The following is a 17253-nucleotide window of genomic DNA, read 5'->3' as shown; positions in this document are numbered from 1 at the left end:
TTAATGAGTTACGAATTTAGCGGCAATCCTTGAAGGCGATAGCAAAGAGTGCCCTTATTGAATGTTTTTTGCCCAGAAAATAATTTCTGGAAATCTTGCATAAATTAACTTGATGCGTTGAAAATTGTTAAACCCTCTATGATTTAGCATTGATTCTTCATAGTCCTTTATCTTCTGTTTCAAGCTTGAGGGCATAGCATCAAAATCAACATCCCATAATGGTTCAGAAGTAAGTGCATTATTTTCAATAGTATACTCTATGCGATGGTCTTGTCCTGGCAATAAACTAATAACTAGCAAACTACTCAAGGCGATCATTTCATACTGAGGAGACATGCTATAAGTCCCTTCATCTGATGGCTGAGCGCTATACATTGTTGTACAAACAAATTTAGTATCATTCCTAGAACTACTTATCTTTAACCCAATATTAGAAATCTTATCTTCTAAATAAATATTATCTTTAAAAAACTGCTTAACGTCTCCATTCAAAGGAAACTCGCCACCCTCCAAATTATAATTGTCTCCTTCATACCAATCCAGCGTAATAGGAAAAGCAATAACTGGGTTGAAGGAAATAACGCCCTCTGATCTATTCCATATTTCTACAGTTACTTTACTATTGTTTGTGTTATATTTTTTGATTATATTAACCTCTTTACCACAATATAAAACACGACTTACGAAGGTAAACATTGTGCCACCATCAAATTCATCTTGGTATACAGCATCATCTATCTGCTCAATATTCGGCATATCTAATTCAATAAATGGTTTTAAAGGACGATTAATTACATCAGATGGCATCAACCAAACCTGGCCAAGCGACGTAGGGTAAGGCCCCAACATTTCAATCTCATTATCAAAAACATCCATGTCTGCAGGATATGTCTTTTTGGCTAAATCTATATCCTTTACTCCTGCAAGATCTAACGCAGTCACTAGCGCATGAGAAGAAGTAGTTCCGCCTGCTTTTTCAACTAAAGCAAAGTTTTCTGTGTCTTCCCTGCCTGAAATCATTTCTCTCAAAATAGAAGAATAACCTTCTCTGTGTCGGCAAAAACCTGAAACGATTGGATGTAAATTCTGAGCATTATAAGCAAATACAATATTTCCTCTTTTATCTATAATCCGAAGATCATCCCCTATTTTAAGAAGAGTCCATTGCTCTTCTCCAATCTTAACTGTCTTGGAAAGGTTAGCTGTGTCATACATTAAAGTTGCCAGACTAGCAAATTGAAATGCTACGTGAAGCCTAAAAAATAAAATAGAGGCACCACCGAAAAAGCCAATAAAATTAGGGCAACTAGCTCTGTTTTTATTCCAAATATGAAACATGTTCCCTAATGCTGACCTGCCATCAAACAAACTATTACAAATATGCTCGCAATTAAGATTATTAGAATTAAGTTCACTATAAAAAAACTTAGATAATTCATAATTTAACTTTATCTCTGGATATTTACTTAATTGTCCGTCCTGCCAACTAACTGGTTGTCGTATAAACTCTCCATACCACTCAATATCTTGGCGAGTAATCTTTAGCTCATTAATTTCCTGCTCTTCCAGATGCTTAACCTCATCTATATCCAACAAGCCTTTACGAATAAATTTTATCGTTAACTCTCTCCATCTATCTACTTTATGTGGCTCATTGTTCCAAATGATAGAAAATTCTTTATATGAGCTTGGATTTATTGTCCCTATCTCGCTAAACGTAGGCTTATGCTCCTCCAATTTTTTCATGTGGTAAGGATTAAACATATTTTCTGCTTGCTCAATATATCTTAAAAAATGTCTGTTTTCTTCAAAGGCAAACTGATACGTACCAGGCCAACTTCCATTTTTCTCAAGGTCATCCACAAAAAAAACAAATAATGGCTCAAGACACTCTAGCTTCTGCCTTGCATCAAACAAAAACTGTTCACATTCATCGTTTAACTCACCAGCACCCTGCACAGAAAAATTATGTTTTACATAATCATATCTATTGATTAAGTCCTCATATCGTTGAATAAATTCATTCACTGCCTGCTTTTGGTTATCATCCCAAATGTTCTCCATCATACTAAAAAAATGTTGATTAACCTCAGCCGGAGTCGCCTGTGGCATAATCGCTCTTAAATAATTCGAACTTACAAATATCTTTAGTTTAGGAAATTGTGGATTAAACCACCCCGTAAAAACGTTTCCTTTCCAGTCTTCAGGCAAAGAATGCTCTATAACATTCTGATCAACAATAATATATATTTCTTCTTTATTCTTAAAAAAATAATTAGTTTCTGCAACTCGACTGATTATCTCTGAAGTTTTTTCTTCAAAAAATCTTTCTGGAATCCAAACCACTGGAGCGATTGCTCCTTCACCAAACATATCCTTTATTTTGTAATAAAAGGCATTGATTGCTGCTACTGAAAACTCCACGTCATCTGGTCCAATAAAAGCTTCATCAAGAACGCCTCCGGCAATCTTTAGCTTACCAGTAGCAACTAAATTCTTTATTCTTTCATATAGATGTGGGCTCTTATAATTTAACTCATCTAAGTTAGCATCAGCCAAATGAAGATACACGCAAACATCTCTTTCTCTCTTTGGTGAATCAAAGAACAAATATTCTAACTCTTTTATACAAGGCTCAAGGGTTCGATTGTTCTTTAAGGCAAACTGGTCTTTTCCCTGCATAGTCTCATTCTGTCTTGGCTGACAAAAATGATGTAGTTGCAAATGAGAGACTTGTATCTTGTTGTCAAAAAGACTATATATTTCTCCCATTAACTGTCGTTGCAGTATTTGTATTGCTGGATTATCAACTTGCTGCTTCAATTTATCTGCAGCAGATAGTGAAAACCAATGTATTGAATTATCCCCCAAAGTCATAATCTTAATTATATGCCATAAAATTTAGCTTTGACTATACTTTTTGAATATTTGTTATAAGAAGAACTCAACATCGTTCTGTTCGTTTTTTCTGTTAATGGCTTCCATAACAACTGCTTTATTGAGTGACGGGTATTTATTTAAAACAATATTGAACTTTTCTTTAAGAAATTTAAAAACCACCAAAACAGTTAGAGAATTGACAGTTGCGGTTGCTTTTCCTTTGCCTAGAATAGACATTTCACCAACAATATCACCTTGTTTAACCTCGGCTATTTTGAGACCATCCCGGACTACTTCTGCTCTTCCCTCTACAATAAAATAAAGAAACGGACTAGTTACACCTTGCTTACAAATAGTTTCTCCCTTGCTTATGTTATTCACAACAGCTCGAGAGAAAATATCCTTAATGGCGCTAGCTGATAAATTGAATCTTTTTTGTAAATCTTCTGCTATCTTAGAAAGAATTTCTAAGTCGTCTGTCATTAGCTTCTAGAAATACCGAAATAATCCTTTAAGAAACCATCATAAACTTCTGTAATATTCTGCTGGTTTACGCAATAAAAAACGTTTCTTCCTTGTTTTCTAGAATCAAGCAAGCCAACGTTCTTCAAATAGTTTAAATGATGAGAGGTAGTAGACTGTTCCATAAAAAAGCTTTTTTCAATATCAGAGGCACATAATTCACCTTCTCTAAATAATTTTAAGATTATTTCTAATCTCTCCTCGTTTGCTAATGCTCTAAATAATTTTATGTATTTATCTTTGTCCACGGTTTATTCCTCCTAATTTATATTCATTATCTCTGTTTTTAAATAATCTTGCAATACAAAAGGCACTTTTACGCTACCATCCTTTTGCTGATAGTTTTCAAGAATGGCTGCAACCGTTCTGCCTATTGCTAATCCCGACCCATTTAAAGTATGAACTAATACTACATTATTTTGTGCATCGCGGTATCTTATCTTAGCTCTTCTTGCTTGAAAATCCAAAAAATTACTACATGAAGATATCTCTCTATACGTATTTTGTGACGGAAACCATACCTCCAAATCGTAGGTTTTAGCCGAAGAAAACCCTAAATCGCCTGAGCATAGTTGCACTTTTCTATATGGTAGTTCTAACTTTTTTAAAATATCCTCAGCATCAGAAGTAAGCACTTCCAGCATTGCCATGCTCTCTTCTGGTTTAGAGTACATTACTAGCTCTACTTTATTAAACTGATGTTGTCTAATAAGTCCGGAAGTATCTTTACCATAGCTTCCTGCCTCTTTTCTAAAACATGGAGTATGAGCACAGAACTTCTTCGGCAAAACGTCTGACTGCATAATCTCGTCACTGTACAGGTTAGTTAAGGGCACTTCTGCGGTAGGAATTAAATATAATTGCCCGTTTTCTTCATCGCCAACACATTTATACAAATCTTCTTCAAACTTAGGCAATTGACCTGTTCCTTGCATAGTTTGCTTGGTTACCAAAAATGGTGGCAGTATTTCTAAATATCCTTTTTCTGAATGAACATCTAACATAAAATTAATCAGTGCTCGCTCTAGTTTTGCCCCAAGCCCCTTATACACAGTAAATCTACTTCCAGAAAGCTTAGCTCCTCTTTCAAAATCCAGAATATCTAAATCTTTACCTATTTTATCGTGTGACTTAACTTCAAAATCAAATTTTGGGGGCATACCCCACTTTAAAACTTCTATATTATCCTCTGCACTTTTACCAATTGGAGTATCTTCACTAACAATATTTGGCAAATACAAAGCTTTTTGCTCCCAGCTTGCTTGCTTTTCCTTCTGCTCAACTAATAGCTCCTTAATGGTTTCGGACAATGTCTTTAACTGCTCAAGTTGTTCCTGCGTAGGCTTACCTTTTGGTGTTAAACGATTTTGCTCAGCCTTAAGTCGCTCTACTTTTGTTAAAATCTCTCTGTACTCTTTATCTTCCTTAATCCACTCATCAAGAAGAGAAGTGTCTTGAGACCTAGACTGTAAACACTTACCAACAAAGGAAGATTCTTCCCTCATCATCTTAGTTGCTAACATTTAAAGTTGTACCTTTCTCGCTCTTCGTCTGAAAGTTCCACGTTCTGTATTTTTTCTTTTTCATACTCTTCTTCGAAAAGACTAACTTCTATCTTGGATTCCATTAACATTTGCACTGAAAGTTCGTCGGGGTAATAACCTTTGAAAACAATTCGCTCAATGCCAGCATTGATAATCATTTTCGAGCAAATAACGCAAGGCATATGAGTACAATATAAAGTTGCACCACTAATATTAACTCCATGTCTTGCAGCTTGAATGATTGCATTCTGCTCTGCATGTAAACCTCTACACAACTCATGATGAGTGCCTGAAGGCACCTGTAGCTGGTCTCTTAAACAACCAACCTCTGTAGCATGCTTCATACCATTAGGCGCACCATTATAACCTGTGGATAAAATTTGCCTATCTTTAACTATTACTGCACCTATTTTACGTTTCAGACATGTTGCTCGTGTTGCCACTTCCTCTGAAATATTCATAAAATATGTATCCCAACTTGGTCGCTTTAAATAAGTCTCTTTATTCACAAATTACTCCTATTTTGCATACAGTGGAAACTTGGCACAAAGCTTACTTACTTTGTCTGAAACTTCCATCTGTACTTTTTCGTCTTCAACCTTTTCCAACACATCCGCAATTAAATTTGCAATAAAAACCATCTCTGCTTCTTTCATACCTCTTGTGGTCATAGCTGGTGAGCCGATTCTAATTCCACTAGTAATAAACGGACTTTCTGTTTCAAAAGGAATTGTGTTCTTATTAACGGTAATTCCTACTTCGTCCAAGGCAACTTCTGCTTGCTTACCAGTTAATCCCTTGGCTTTAACGTCTACCAATAACAAATGGTTATCCGTGCCACCAGAAACAATTCTAAATCCCCTAGAAGATAAAGTTTTAGCAATCGCAGCTGCATTTTTGACGACCTGTTGCTGATAAGTTTTAAATTCTGGCTCAAGCGCTTCCTTAAAAGAAACTGCTTTCCCGGCAATTATATGCATAAGTGGACCACCCTGTGTTCCCGGAAATACTGCTCTATTTATATCTTTAGCATACTTTTCTTTACAAAGAATAAGTCCTCCGCGTGGACCTCTTAATGTTTTATGCGTAGTAGTTGTAACAACATCAGAAAAAGGAACAGGACTTGGGTGTAAGCCAGTTGCAACCAACCCAGCAATATGTGCCATATCAACAAATAATACAGCGCCTACTTTATCTGCAATTTGTCTCATTCTGGCAAAATCGATAACTCTTGGATACGCACTTGCTCCACCAACAATCATTTTAGGCTTATGTTCCACGGCTAATGCTTCTAGTTTGTCATAATCAATTCTTTCATCTTTCTGAGAAACACCATACGCAATAAAATTGTAAAACAGCCCTGATATGTTTAATGGATGACCATGAGTTAAATGTCCACCATGTGAAAGGTCTAAGCCTAACACTGTGTCGCCTGGCTTTAATAGTGCTAAATAAACAGCCGTGTTGGCCTGAGCTCCTGAATGAGGTTGAACATTTGCATGCTCAGCACCAAAAAGCTCCTTCGCTCTATCGATTGCTAGCTGTTCTGCAACATCTACATGCTCGCATCCACCATAATATCTCTTGCCTGGGTAACCTTCTGCATATTTATTCGTAAGTACAGAACCACAAGCAGCCATTACAGCTCTAGAAGTAAAGTTTTCAGAAGCGATAAGTTCTATTTTATTCTGCTGTCTGCTTAGCTCCTTTTCTATGGCATCGGCTAACATTGGGTCTACTTGTTTGGTATATTCTAATGAAAACATATAAGCTCCTTTTTTCTTAAATTAGATATGTTTCATTTTAGCTCATTTTGAGTGAACGGTGAATACACCATATTAAATTAATATAAAAACACGCCTCACCCGACGGAAGTTATAAGCATTTTCAAAAAAGTTTGGTGCCGTCACTCTCTCCATTCTTACTAATGGAGAGGGTTAGCAGTCTATTCGGTTACTTATAAAAACATAATTACCTTCTGCTGGGAGAGGACAATTAGATTCAATACTAAAAAAGAAACCCCGTCTTGGGGGAAGATGGGGTTTCTTTTTTAGATGAAAACCAAGGAGGTTTTATTTGATTTTGATTTCTAGTTCTTTAGGCTTCTTGGCTTCTGCCTTAGGAATTACTACCTCGAGAATTCCGTTATCCATTGTGGCGTTAATTTGTTCACCTTTAACATTTTCAGGTAAAGTAAAACTTCTTTTGAAGGAAACCTTTCTAATTTCTTTGCTGATGTATTGCTCTCTTTCTTCGGCTTTTTCTGCTTCATCGTCTGCTTCTATGCTCAACACATTATCAACAACATTAATTTTTATTTTTTCCTTTTTTAAACCAGGCGTTTCCATTTGGATAATGTATTCCTTCTCTGTTTCCTTAATGTCTGTCTTTGGAGCAAACCTCATTCCTCCTGTTTTATTTCCAGCAGAATAAGTATTTAATGCATCAAAAAAACCATTGAACACATCAAACTCTCTTAGCGGATCGTATCCTCTGTATTTTATTAAACCCATTTTTACCATCTCCTTTCGGCCCCCTAAATCCCAAGTCCCCAATCCCCCTACAGGCGACTTATTTGTTAGAGGAATATTTAATGCTTTCACCTTTATATATGCAAATACTTTGCCAAACCTCTCCCAGCGTAACTTATTAGTATCTTTTAAGAAATTTACGTGTCGCCACCCTCTCCAAAAGAGAGGGCTTATGCTTCATATGTTGAGCGAACTGGTAGAAATGGTCACTAAGCGAAGCGATGCATTGAGCATATTGAAATGTCGAAGTGATGCCTGGCTGATGGAGTTAAATTATGTATAAAAATTGGACACTAGCGTTAGAAGTTTTATAAAATCTAAAAAAGAATATCTTTCTTAATATAAGAAGTTCCCTGAAAGGTAGCAACAAGCTCACCTTTTTGATTAGTAATCTTTACTTCGTAAGTTCCTATTGTTCTGCCTCTAGAAACTTCAGTAGCTTCTGCGGTCAGGATGTCGCCTTTAAAAGCAGGCTTAATGTAATTGATATAATTATTGAGTCCAACTGAAACATTACCACGAGAATTAGAAGCCAAAGCAAAAGCCAAATCAGCTAAAGTAAAAACCGCACCACCTTGAACAATCCTAACACCATTAAGATGTCTTTTTTCAACGATCATGGCTGTCTTTCCGTAACCCTCAGACATGTCTATAATACTGATACCGCTTGTTCTGGCAAATTCATCATTATAAAAAAAGTCTTTTAACTTTTGTTTAATATTTTCTTCCATCTTTGTATTGTACTTCGTCTTTTGAATTTACCCAACAAAAATCAATATGTTATACTGCTTGCTATGAATAATTTAATGCAAGAAATAAAAATATCTGTCAAGAATGCACTTGAAGAAGACATCGGCGCAGGAGACATAACCTCGTTGTTAACGATACCAGACAATGACATTGCTTCAGCTAAAATATTAGCAAAAGAAACTGGCATAATTAGTGGGATGTTACCTGTGAAACATATTTTAGATGAATACTCTTTACTGAAATACACAATTTATAAAGACGATGGAACAAAAGTGACAAAAGGCGATATCGTAATAGAACTAACTGGCCATTGCCAAGAAATTCTTAAGCTGGAAAGAACCATTCTTAATTACCTTCAACAACTAAGCGGTACTGCTAGTCTTACCAATAAATATACATCTATCTTAAAAAAATATTCCGTTTCCCTTCTAGACACTAGAAAAACAATACCTGGGCTAAGGCTTCTTCAAAAAAAAGCAGTGTTAGACGGCGGTGGCGAAAACCACAGAATTGGGCTATTCGATGCAATCTTAATAAAAGAAAACCATATAAAAGCAGCTGGAAGTATTAAAAAGGCAATCCAAAACATTAAAAAATCTCCAAAATATGCTGAGCTAATCCAAAGCCCTGATTTTTTTCTGGAAATAGAAACAGAAACATTGGAAGAAGTGCAAGAAGCCTGCAAAGAGAATCCTAATATAATCATGCTTGATAATATGACTGATGACATTACGCAAAAATGCATAAATTATATTAAACAAAACTACCCTAATATAAAAACAGAAATCTCTGGTAGCATTGACGAGGCAACTTTAGAAGCAAAAGCAAAGCTATTTCCTGACAGAATAAGCGTTGGAAGGCTAACACATTCAGCAAAAACGTTAGACCTTTCTTTGTTATTATCTTAAATGCTTTTACAAGCTTCCTGTAATTAAGTAAAATCAAACTATGCGTATTTTAATGTTTGGTATAACACAAATTGCGGTCAAAGGACTAAAGCGTTTAATCTCCTTAAATGAGAAACCTGTTGCCTTTGTTGTCTACCCTCTGGCCAACCAAGATATAGAAAACTTAAAGCTAATTTGTAAAGAAAACGAAATCCCAGTCTACTGCTTTGATAAGATTAATAATCCAGAATTTATCTCTATTGTCAAAAAAGAGATTAAGCCTGATTTACTGTTGACCTACACTTTTCCTCAAAAAATTGGAGAAGAACTGTTAGCTTGCGCTAAGCAGGGCATCAATATGCACCCAGCCCTTCTGCCAGCTTATAGAGGATCAAACCCCTATTTTTGGACTATAGCTAACGGCGAAACAAAAACAGGCATAACCTACCATTTTCTTACAAAAGAATTTGATGCTGGGGATATTATTCTCCAACAAGAAATCCCTATTTTACCTAAAGATACGTGTGGAATGGTAATTTTAAAACAAGAAAAACTTGCTGCTGATATGTTAGAAGAATTATTGAAACTTATAAAAACAAACGCTATTAAAGGAACACCTCAAGATACTGGAGTTTATCCAAAAGCACCAAAGCCATATATTAACGAAACCTTTATACATTGGGATTGGCCAACAAAAAAAATAGTAGACAGGATTAGGGCATTAAATCCTTTTAATGGAGCTTTGTCGCAATATAAAAAACAACTAGTCGCCATTTATCAAGCCACAGAAACTCACTACTATGGAACAGGAAAAGAAGCAAATGGAGAAACCGTTGGTCTAACACCAGATGGGCCTATGGTAAAATGTAGTAATGGTGCGATAATTATTAATATTCTTGTTGTTGGAAAAAAATATTTACTTTCAGGCAGTGACTTTATAGAATACGAAAAAGTAAAGATAGGAGATAAATTTATAGCATGGTGAAAAACTACTTAGCACTCGATATCGGTGGAACGAAAATCCTTGGAGCGATTATTTCTGACAAAAAAATTATAGCTAAAGAGAAAATCAAAACTAATGCCAGTCAAAACCAAGAGGAAGTTTATGCTCGAATAAAAAATGTTATTTCAACTCTTCTAAAAAAAACATCAAATATTGAGGGAATTGGCATCGGTATACCTGGAAGAGTTAACGATAAAGGAGAAATTACTTTTTCACCCAACCTACCCTTTGAAAACTTTCCTTTAAAAAAGAAACTCCAAAAAGATTTTGGAATTAATAATATTGCCATAGACAATGATGTTAATGTTGGAATGCTCGGAGAACATTGGATGGGTGCCGCTGCTGGACATAAGGATGCTTTGGGAATATTTATAGGAACAGGCATTGGTGGTGCGGTAATCATCAACAATAAGCTACTTAAGGGCGCACAGAGCATTGCCGGAGAAGTCGGGCACATGAAGCTATCCTTTGATGGTCCAAAATGTAATTGTGGCGAATATGGCTGTTTAGAGGCTTATGCTTCCAAAATAGCTATGCAAAAGTTTATGGAAGAACAGGGGATGAAATTTAATTCTATTCTTAAAAGTTCGACACTAAAAACAGGCATTGCAAAGCAAAACAAAATAATTAAAGATGCAGTCAAGCAATCTGCCTACTATTTAGGGGAAGCCATTGGGAGCTTAGTTAACTGCTTAGACCCTGAAGTTATTGTGCTCGGTGGTGGAGTGCCCGAAGCAATCGGCGAGTATTTGTTAAAAAAAATAGAACCAGTAGCAACCGCTCGTGCCTTGGTAAAACCAAACATCAAATTATCTATGCTGGGGGATGAGGCAGGACTGTTTGGAGCAGTTAAGCTATTAATTTCTGACAAAGAATAACGTTAGTACTCTTTGGGAAGTCGCTTTCTAAATAAATCATCAAAAACTACATCATAATAAAGCCACATCTTTTGCTTGGCTTTATCTGAAACAGTAAATTTCCAGAAACCATAAATCCTTGTGAGGCTTAATAGTTTTGTTGTGTATAAATTCCAATTAAAGCTCTCCTCAACTCTCTTAATCCCTTCTTCTGACATCTGGTTCCACACTTTTTCGTCCTTAATCACAGCGGTAATAAAGCTATTTATCTTTCCTGCTGATTCTGTAATATTTGTAGGATTAATTAAGATTCCACTCAATCCGTCTTTGATAATTTCAGACGGACCACCAAACCTAGTCCCAAAGGTTGGGACTCCTGAACTCATCGATTCAAGTATGGTTAACCCAAAAGCTTCAAACAACGCTGGTTGCACAAACACACCTTTTCTATCGGCCATGAGCCTATAAACCTCAGCCAATCTCTTTCTAGATAACGCACCAATTCCCACCCAGCGAATGTTTTTATATAAATTATATTTTTTTATAAGTTCATACATTCTTACAATTTCATTCTTTTCTTCTTCATCCTTGGATATTTCCAACGATATCTTATCCGTAATAATTATCAGATTAGCTTTTTTTCTTAATTCTTTGTTAACGCCAAAAATCTCTATTAGGCCTGACAAATTCTTAACTTTATCTATTCTTGCTAAAGAAAAAATAGGCACCCTTTTTTTATCTTCTAATTCCCCATAGGTAGACTCATCTTTGTTATCAAAAATTATTTTATTCAACTCATCTCGCTCTGCATGGTCTCGCCTTTCCTGCTCATAATAAGGGAAAAAAGTATCATCCGGCACGCCTGGTGGGACAATGTTGAATTTAGGGTGGAACAAATTAACGCCATTTCTAACATGATACAAACCCGGCAAGGAGTATGTTAAATAAGATTCATACTGTCCTTGCTCTTGCGCTGTACCTGCTATTTCCTGAAATGAGCTAGTAATAATAAAAGAAGCCATGTTCATAGACAAAAGGTCTGCCGTGTATTGCAGTGAAAAATTATAATCATTTTCCATATCCTGCCAATAAAGGTCTGAAAAAAGATACTTAGATTTCTCTAAAGCATGAGCTATGTTGCACTGCATAACACCTAACTCTTTTGAAAGCATAGTGGCAACTAAATTGCCATCAGAATAATTACCAACAATCAGATTTGGGTTACCATTAAATTCTTTTAAAACTGTTTCTTTTGCCTCTTGAGCAAAAGTCTCTAGAAAAGGCCAAATATGAAACCTAGAAATCCATTCTTGATGAATATCCCCGTTTGAGTGTCTAAAAGGAACCCTAATTATCCAAGAATTCTCTGTGTTTTCTATTTTTTCTTTAGGCACATTGCAGTCAGTGTCTCCTGCATTTGGTATCAGCCTGGTTACTACTAAAATCTTGGGAATAATGCTAATCCCTGCTTGGTGTAAACTATTCTTTAATGTTTGCTCAAGATATCTAACTTTATCTAAGATATACACAACTTGTCCGCCTGTGTCTGGTTTTCCCAGCACATTCTTTTGTCCGAACCAACCATGTGGTGAAAATAATACTATTTTAGAAATCATCGGAATTCTTGAAATAAACATATCCAACTTATCAGAGTCTGGGGCGTTAAAACAATCAGATAAAAGCATCATAGTGTCTTTTACTCGCTCAGGTGAATTACCCCAACCCATTCTAAAACCCAAAGAATCCATCTCATCCCAAAACTGACTATCCGTGCTTTGCTCATTTGCTTGATGCTCTAAGAAATCCAAGATAAACCTTACTGAACTCATCAGCTGGTTGCTGTTTTTAATGATTTTAGAATCTAATAATAATTGCTGATCCTCAATAGAATGAAGACTAAGAAATTCAAACAACAAATAATTCCACTTGTTGGGATTCTGAAAAAAATTACTAGACATATACTTGCTTAAAAACTTTATCCCGTTTCCTAAATCATTGGAGTCTTTGATGCTTGGAGAATAATCATAAAAAGGCATAAAGTCTAATGTTAGCTTTGTTTTTTCTCCATTTTTCAAAACTATGGAATCTCTCCAATCAAGATATTTATCAATGCTGATGTTTTCAAACAAAATATCTTGTTCAGGAACAAATCGATAAAAATGGTATTTTGCAATATCATATCGATACACAGCAATATATTCTTGTTCCAACATAATCATTTCTTGTAAATTATAAATAAACTTAACCAAATAACTGTCTTGCTTGTCTTTGCTAAACTCTTTGATATATTTTGCTAAATCATTCCTAAGAATAAAAACATTATTTGTTTTAGTTCTAATAAAAATAAAAAAAGCTATTAATAGTTCATTTTTAATTTTTTGTATTTCAATCGGCAATCCTGACATAATTTTCCCCCTAATATAATTTATCTTAACGACTTACCTCTATCGAGACAACCCTTTTGGAAAAAGTTACTTTTTACGAATAACAAATAAATCAGCGAAAACATTGTCACTAATAACCTTAATTTTATAATTATTGCTATCGATTGTTTCCACAAAATACTTAGGCAAAATTATCAGCTCATCAACTTTAGCAGTCATTGCCAAGTAATAATCATTTTTCAATAATTTTATCTGCTCTTGTTGTTGCTTAATGTTTTTTGATGTCTTTAAAAAATTTACTTCAAAAATAAAAAAAGACATAATAAAAAAACTAATAACTGAAATAAAAACCATTAGCTCGAAAAGCAAAAAGCCTTTCTTGTTTACCACAAACGAATCCTACCAGTAGATGGGTCTATTGTTATTTTTCTAGACTTCTTCCCGCTTGTTAAGGTGATTGTTGTGCCTTGTTTGGGGCGAATCTGTTCATTAAATTCTATGCTCTCAGCCTGAACCTTAATATGCTTTGGAATCAACCTTTCTTTTAGCGTAGTATCATCTTTAACATCAAAAATCCTATATTTATTGTCTTTAATTTCCCACTTAACCTCTCGACTATACATCTCTGCGGTAGTTTGAGCGTTCTTCAAATGGTGTTGTAGTAATTCTGTCTCATTATTTAAACTAAGCGAAGTTAATACTCCTCTGTAAACAAATAACCCTGTTGCTGTAATCGCAGCTATAATTGCTATGGTCAAAAGCATTTCTGACAAAGCTACACCTTTTTTAAAATTTAATTTCATACTAAATGTCCTCCAACTAAAACAAACAGATACCCAAAAAACAACAAAGGGAAAAAAGGAAGGGCTTTCTTTTTCATTACTACAGAAACTGCGATACCAAACAAAGAAGAAAAAAGCATAAGATCAAGAATTTGGCTTGATGGCAAAGTAAGCCCTATCACAAAAAAAGCAAAATAATCTCCTGAACCCATGGATTGTTTTTTTATAATCAGCTGAACTGCATATGAAGCGGTTGCAATTAACATCACAACAAGTAATCCCGACAATAATGCATTCACAAAGTTACCTTTGAGTAACGCCAACAACAATCCGCAAGTAACCATGAAATATAGAAAGGGATCATATACTGAAAAACTTATCGCATCCGTCAAAACATTGAGAAAAAAACTTAAAAGAAAAAAATACTGAACAATTAAAAATAAAGAAATTTGTCCATCTTTAAACAAATAAAACGTTCCCAATCCCACGAAAAGTTCAACAACCGCATACTTAAAGGGTATCTTCCTGTCACAGTTTCGGCATTTTCCTTTTAACGCAAACCAACTTATTACAGGAATAAGATCATACCAAGCTATTTTCCGCTCACACCCAGAACAAACCGAACGAGCCGAAAACAAATTCTTTTCAGCTGTGACTCTATAGGCAACCCCGTTCAGAAAACTTCCAACACATAATCCTATTATCAACCACATAAAACCCATATACCCATTGTAATGCTTATTGTCTTCCTAGAAAAGATGAATAAACCAAATATCTTTGATACAATAAAATATATATTGTTTACGTTATAAGTATTAGTCAGCATTCTGCTATTAACTAAAGGAGATTTTATTATGAGTGATGCAAGTAAAATAGATACCAAAAGTTTTATTCAAAAAGTTGAAGAAAAAAAACAACTTGAAGCTCAAAAAGATATTGAGGATACAATCAACAAACTTCAAAACCAAATTCTTACACCAGTGCAAGCGAAATTAGAACTCGCAAAACTCAACGTGCTAGCTCAAGATGTTCAAATTAATCCTGATTTAAAAAATAAAATAAGCGATGCGTTAGACAAAATGGAACAAAAGATGCCAGATATAAAAGATTTGGTAGATAAAGAAATTCTTGAGGCTATTGAAGAAATTCAGCAAGGATTTACTGGAGAGGGCATCTCGTCATCTTTTGCAAATAACGACCCATTTGGAATATCTCCTGCTGATGAATTTGACCCTTATAAAATAGACGGCAACTCAACTCTAAGTACCTACTTATAAAATCAGTTTATTTTGCCTCTAAATCGTTTAATTGAATAACCAAGCTAACTTCTTCTTTGCCTATCCCTAATACCTTAGCAATTAATTCGGTATCCAATTCTAAATGTTTCAACTTAATAATTCTTTCATTTTTATTCAATGATTTATTATTTAACATTGTTTTAACTTCTTCTCTAATATCCTTGTCTAACTGACTAAGTATTTTAAACAACTCGGCCATACCAACTCCTGACAAGTTTGTCTGACTAGGATTATTAATAACAGGCTCATCCTTGCCTCCATCTAGCTCCTCGGCTAATTTCTCTGCATCCGTTTTTGCTGTCTTATTTGTGGCTTCCTTCTTTTCTTCTTGCTTGTGTTGGACAACGGCTTCAAGCTCTTTTGCGTCTTCTTCTTTAATTACTTCTAGAGGTTTCTGGTTGGCTTCTAAGGCTTCCTCTAAGCTATCAGCTACACTGACTTCTTCTACGATACCAATATTAGTTGCTAACGGCTTTTCTTCTTTTACCTCTACGTCTGGGACAATGTCCATCTCTTCTTCAACTTGCTTCTTTATTTCTTCTTGTTGTTCTTCTTGCGCTTCTTCAGCAACTACAGGTTCTTCCTCCTGAATTGTTTCTTGTTTTACTTCTTTTATATTCTTGATTGTATTGTCTACTACCTCACCAGAGACATCTTTAAGTTCTTTGATTAAGACACTCACAGAGTTTTCGATTTCTTCCATTCTGCCTGTTTTTTCTACCTCTTCATAACTACCCAGATTTTTCTTTATTTTTTGATAAATAAACACCAAATATATGCCCAACCCTAAATTAAGAAGCGCAACAATCCAAAGCAAAAAATTTGATTTACCTTTTTTAAGAGGCTTAGCAACCTTGGCTTCAAGTTTGGTTAAACGTTCATCAAAATCTTCTATAAATAAATCTTTATCAACTTTGTTTTCTAATACATTTACCACTTGTTCTGTATCTACGCTAATTACCTGTTCTTTAACAGTTTTTTTATTGTTTTCAGCTACTTTTATAGATTTCTTTATAGGCACAGGCTCTACTGACTTAACTTCTGGGTTTGTTTCCGGAACTTCTGCTTGAGTAATCTTTGTCATCATCGCTACTTTGAGGTTGTTAATCCATTCTGACATTAACACCTCAACACTTGTGTTTCCCTGTTTGGCGTCTTCTTTATAAATCGAAAATAAATTTCTACCGCCTATTGATGCTGTATACGTATTCTCAGGATAAGAAAATTTTATTTTACTGATGTCCTCATAGTTTTGAAGATACTCGTTTAATCGATATGCTGTCATTTGTGCTCTAGAATATTCAGTTACAAACGGACCTGTTGTGTATAAAGGAATAACTACATTATCCTTATATAAAACTTGTCCAACCACTTGATTTTTTTCTGTCATCTCTTGAGCAGTAAAATCAAAATTCGCATAACAAAAGGTTGAAGCCACACATATTAATACAAATTTTTTTAGAAAATCTAACCTAACCATTCTCCAACCTTCCCAAGATCTGGATCATCATACTCCACATATGAATAATCTTCTTCGTTAACTATATCTTTTTGTTTCTTTTCTTCATTTTCTTTACTATATTCTTGCCCTGTTGACTCTTCATTCTGCGAATCAATTGCCACAAGCCCTTTTTCTTCAACCTTAGATGCTTGTTCTTTTTTTAGTTCCTGTTCATCCTGCATCACCGCTGCTAGCTGTTGTTGCTGTATCTTTAAAAAATCATCGCCAGCAATCTTCGAAACATCCGAGCGTTGTTGCGCAAGAAGAGAAAAATCAATAGGAGACAAACCTGCCATTGCTTTACCCCCTTAAGA

The 17253-nt window shown here is 35.0% G+C and carries 18 protein-coding genes; 4 read left to right on the top strand and 14 right to left on the bottom strand.

Features of this window, described 5'->3' with window-relative positions; genetic code table 11:
- Nucleotides 1–54: 54 nt before the first annotated feature.
- The 8 genes from PHF25_03065 to paaI form a co-directional block, all read right to left on the bottom strand.
- Nucleotides 55–2877 (bottom strand): hypothetical protein, encoded by a 2823-nt coding sequence (locus PHF25_03065; GenBank protein MDD4527001.1) that lies wholly within the window; start codon nt 2875–2877, stop codon nt 55–57.
- A gap of 54 nt (nt 2878–2931) precedes the next feature.
- Nucleotides 2932–3363: a cyclic nucleotide-binding domain-containing protein gene (locus PHF25_03060; protein ID MDD4527000.1), complete on the bottom strand. Its 432-nt coding sequence runs from the start codon at nt 3361–3363 to the stop codon at nt 2932–2934.
- Nucleotides 3363–3650, bottom strand: coding sequence for a metalloregulator ArsR/SmtB family transcription factor (locus PHF25_03055; GenBank protein ID MDD4526999.1), 288 nt, complete (start codon nt 3648–3650; stop codon nt 3363–3365). The genes PHF25_03060 and PHF25_03055 overlap by 1 nt, the downstream gene beginning before the upstream one ends.
- A gap of 12 nt (nt 3651–3662) precedes the next feature.
- Nucleotides 3663–4925 (bottom strand): serine--tRNA ligase, encoded by a 1263-nt coding sequence (serS, locus tag PHF25_03050; GenBank protein ID MDD4526998.1) that lies wholly within the window; start codon nt 4923–4925, stop codon nt 3663–3665.
- On the bottom strand, nt 4919–5455 hold the full coding sequence (locus PHF25_03045) for a cytidine/deoxycytidylate deaminase family protein (protein ID MDD4526997.1): 537 nt from the start codon (nt 5453–5455) through the stop codon (nt 4919–4921). The genes serS and PHF25_03045 overlap by 7 nt, the downstream gene beginning before the upstream one ends.
- Nucleotides 5456–5464: 9 nt before the next feature.
- On the bottom strand, nt 5465–6712 hold the full coding sequence (locus PHF25_03040; protein ID MDD4526996.1) for a serine hydroxymethyltransferase: 1248 nt from the start codon (nt 6710–6712) through the stop codon (nt 5465–5467).
- A gap of 306 nt (nt 6713–7018) precedes the next feature.
- Nucleotides 7019–7459 carry an Hsp20/alpha crystallin family protein gene (locus PHF25_03035; GenBank protein ID MDD4526995.1) on the bottom strand — a complete coding sequence of 147 codons (441 nt, stop codon included), beginning with the start codon at nt 7457–7459 and terminating at the stop codon, nt 7019–7021.
- A gap of 335 nt (nt 7460–7794) precedes the next feature.
- Complete coding sequence (gene paaI, locus PHF25_03030) at nt 7795–8208, bottom strand: hydroxyphenylacetyl-CoA thioesterase PaaI (protein MDD4526994.1); 414 nt, start codon at nt 8206–8208, stop codon at nt 7795–7797.
- Between the two features lie 63 nt (nt 8209–8271).
- On the opposite strand from paaI, the gene nadC reads away from it, so the two are divergent.
- The 3 genes from nadC to PHF25_03015 are packed head-to-tail and all read left to right on the top strand — an operon-like array spanning nt 8272 to nt 10995.
- Nucleotides 8272–9135: a carboxylating nicotinate-nucleotide diphosphorylase gene (gene nadC / locus PHF25_03025; GenBank protein ID MDD4526993.1), complete on the top strand. Its 864-nt coding sequence runs from the start codon at nt 8272–8274 to the stop codon at nt 9133–9135.
- A gap of 40 nt (nt 9136–9175) precedes the next feature.
- Entirely contained in the window at nt 9176–10099 is a 924-nt protein-coding gene (locus tag PHF25_03020) for a methionyl-tRNA formyltransferase (protein ID MDD4526992.1), read from the top strand.
- Complete coding sequence (locus tag PHF25_03015; GenBank protein MDD4526991.1) at nt 10093–10995, top strand: ROK family protein; 903 nt, start codon at nt 10093–10095, stop codon at nt 10993–10995. Before PHF25_03020 ends, PHF25_03015 begins: the two co-directional genes overlap by 7 nt.
- Nucleotides 10996–10997: 2 nt before the next feature.
- On the opposite strand, the gene PHF25_03010 is transcribed toward PHF25_03015, so the two are convergent.
- The 4 genes from PHF25_03010 to PHF25_02995 all read right to left on the bottom strand — a co-directional run bounded on the left by PHF25_03010 (nt 10998) and on the right by PHF25_02995 (nt 14862).
- Nucleotides 10998–13379 carry a sucrose synthase gene (locus PHF25_03010; protein ID MDD4526990.1) on the bottom strand — a complete coding sequence of 794 codons (2382 nt, stop codon included), beginning with the start codon at nt 13377–13379 and terminating at the stop codon, nt 10998–11000.
- Between the two features lie 66 nt (nt 13380–13445).
- Entirely contained in the window at nt 13446–13748 is a 303-nt protein-coding gene (locus tag PHF25_03005) for a hypothetical protein (protein MDD4526989.1), read from the bottom strand.
- Nucleotides 13742–14161, bottom strand: coding sequence for a hypothetical protein (locus PHF25_03000; protein ID MDD4526988.1), 420 nt, complete (start codon nt 14159–14161; stop codon nt 13742–13744). Before PHF25_03000 ends, PHF25_03005 begins: the two co-directional genes overlap by 7 nt.
- On the bottom strand, nt 14158–14862 hold the full coding sequence (locus PHF25_02995; protein ID MDD4526987.1) for a prepilin peptidase: 705 nt from the start codon (nt 14860–14862) through the stop codon (nt 14158–14160). The genes PHF25_03000 and PHF25_02995 overlap by 4 nt, the downstream gene beginning before the upstream one ends.
- Nucleotides 14863–14994: 132 nt before the next feature.
- Here PHF25_02995 and PHF25_02990 point away from each other — a divergent pair, with 132 nt between their 5' ends.
- Nucleotides 14995–15417 carry a hypothetical protein gene (locus PHF25_02990; GenBank protein ID MDD4526986.1) on the top strand — a complete coding sequence of 141 codons (423 nt, stop codon included), beginning with the start codon at nt 14995–14997 and terminating at the stop codon, nt 15415–15417.
- A gap of 7 nt (nt 15418–15424) precedes the next feature.
- Here PHF25_02990 and PHF25_02985 read toward each other — a convergent pair whose 3' ends face one another.
- Nucleotides 15425–16918, bottom strand: coding sequence for a hypothetical protein (locus PHF25_02985; GenBank protein ID MDD4526985.1), 1494 nt, complete (start codon nt 16916–16918; stop codon nt 15425–15427).
- Complete coding sequence (locus tag PHF25_02980) at nt 16906–17235, bottom strand: hypothetical protein (GenBank protein MDD4526984.1); 330 nt, start codon at nt 17233–17235, stop codon at nt 16906–16908. The genes PHF25_02985 and PHF25_02980 overlap by 13 nt, the downstream gene beginning before the upstream one ends.
- Nucleotides 17236–17253: the final 18 nt, after the last annotated feature.

The sequence above is a fragment of the Candidatus Margulisiibacteriota bacterium genome, from assembly GCA_028706105.1.
In the GTDB taxonomy this organism is placed as follows: domain Bacteria; phylum Margulisbacteria; class Riflemargulisbacteria; order GWF2-35-9; family DYQY01; genus DYQY01.
This window is presented reverse-complemented; position numbering and strand designations above follow the sequence as displayed.

Coding starts and splice junctions, on each gene's coding strand:
- PHF25_02990 (MDD4526986.1), top strand. CDS start 14,995: ATGAGTGATGCAAGTAAAATAGATACCAAAAGTTTTATTCAAAAAGTT.
- PHF25_03060 (MDD4527000.1), bottom strand. CDS start 3,363: ATGACAGACGACTTAGAAATTCTTTCTAAGATAGCAGAAGATTTACAA.
- serS (MDD4526998.1), bottom strand. CDS start 4,925: ATGTTAGCAACTAAGATGATGAGGGAAGAATCTTCCTTTGTTGGTAAG.
- PHF25_03040 (MDD4526996.1), bottom strand. CDS start 6,712: ATGTTTTCATTAGAATATACCAAACAAGTAGACCCAATGTTAGCCGAT.
- nadC (MDD4526993.1), top strand. CDS start 8,272: ATGAATAATTTAATGCAAGAAATAAAAATATCTGTCAAGAATGCACTT.
- paaI (MDD4526994.1), bottom strand. CDS start 8,208: ATGGAAGAAAATATTAAACAAAAGTTAAAAGACTTTTTTTATAATGAT.
- PHF25_02995 (MDD4526987.1), bottom strand. CDS start 14,862: ATGGGTTTTATGTGGTTGATAATAGGATTATGTGTTGGAAGTTTTCTG.
- PHF25_03010 (MDD4526990.1), bottom strand. CDS start 13,379: ATGTCAGGATTGCCGATTGAAATACAAAAAATTAAAAATGAACTATTA.
- PHF25_03015 (MDD4526991.1), top strand. CDS start 10,093: ATGGTGAAAAACTACTTAGCACTCGATATCGGTGGAACGAAAATCCTT.
- PHF25_03035 (MDD4526995.1), bottom strand. CDS start 7,459: ATGGGTTTAATAAAATACAGAGGATACGATCCGCTAAGAGAGTTTGAT.
- PHF25_03000 (MDD4526988.1), bottom strand. CDS start 14,161: ATGAAATTAAATTTTAAAAAAGGTGTAGCTTTGTCAGAAATGCTTTTG.
- PHF25_02985 (MDD4526985.1), bottom strand. CDS start 16,918: ATGGTTAGGTTAGATTTTCTAAAAAAATTTGTATTAATATGTGTGGCT.
- PHF25_03020 (MDD4526992.1), top strand. CDS start 9,176: ATGCGTATTTTAATGTTTGGTATAACACAAATTGCGGTCAAAGGACTA.
- PHF25_02980 (MDD4526984.1), bottom strand. CDS start 17,235: ATGGCAGGTTTGTCTCCTATTGATTTTTCTCTTCTTGCGCAACAACGC.
- PHF25_03065 (MDD4527001.1), bottom strand. CDS start 2,877: ATGACTTTGGGGGATAATTCAATACATTGGTTTTCACTATCTGCTGCA.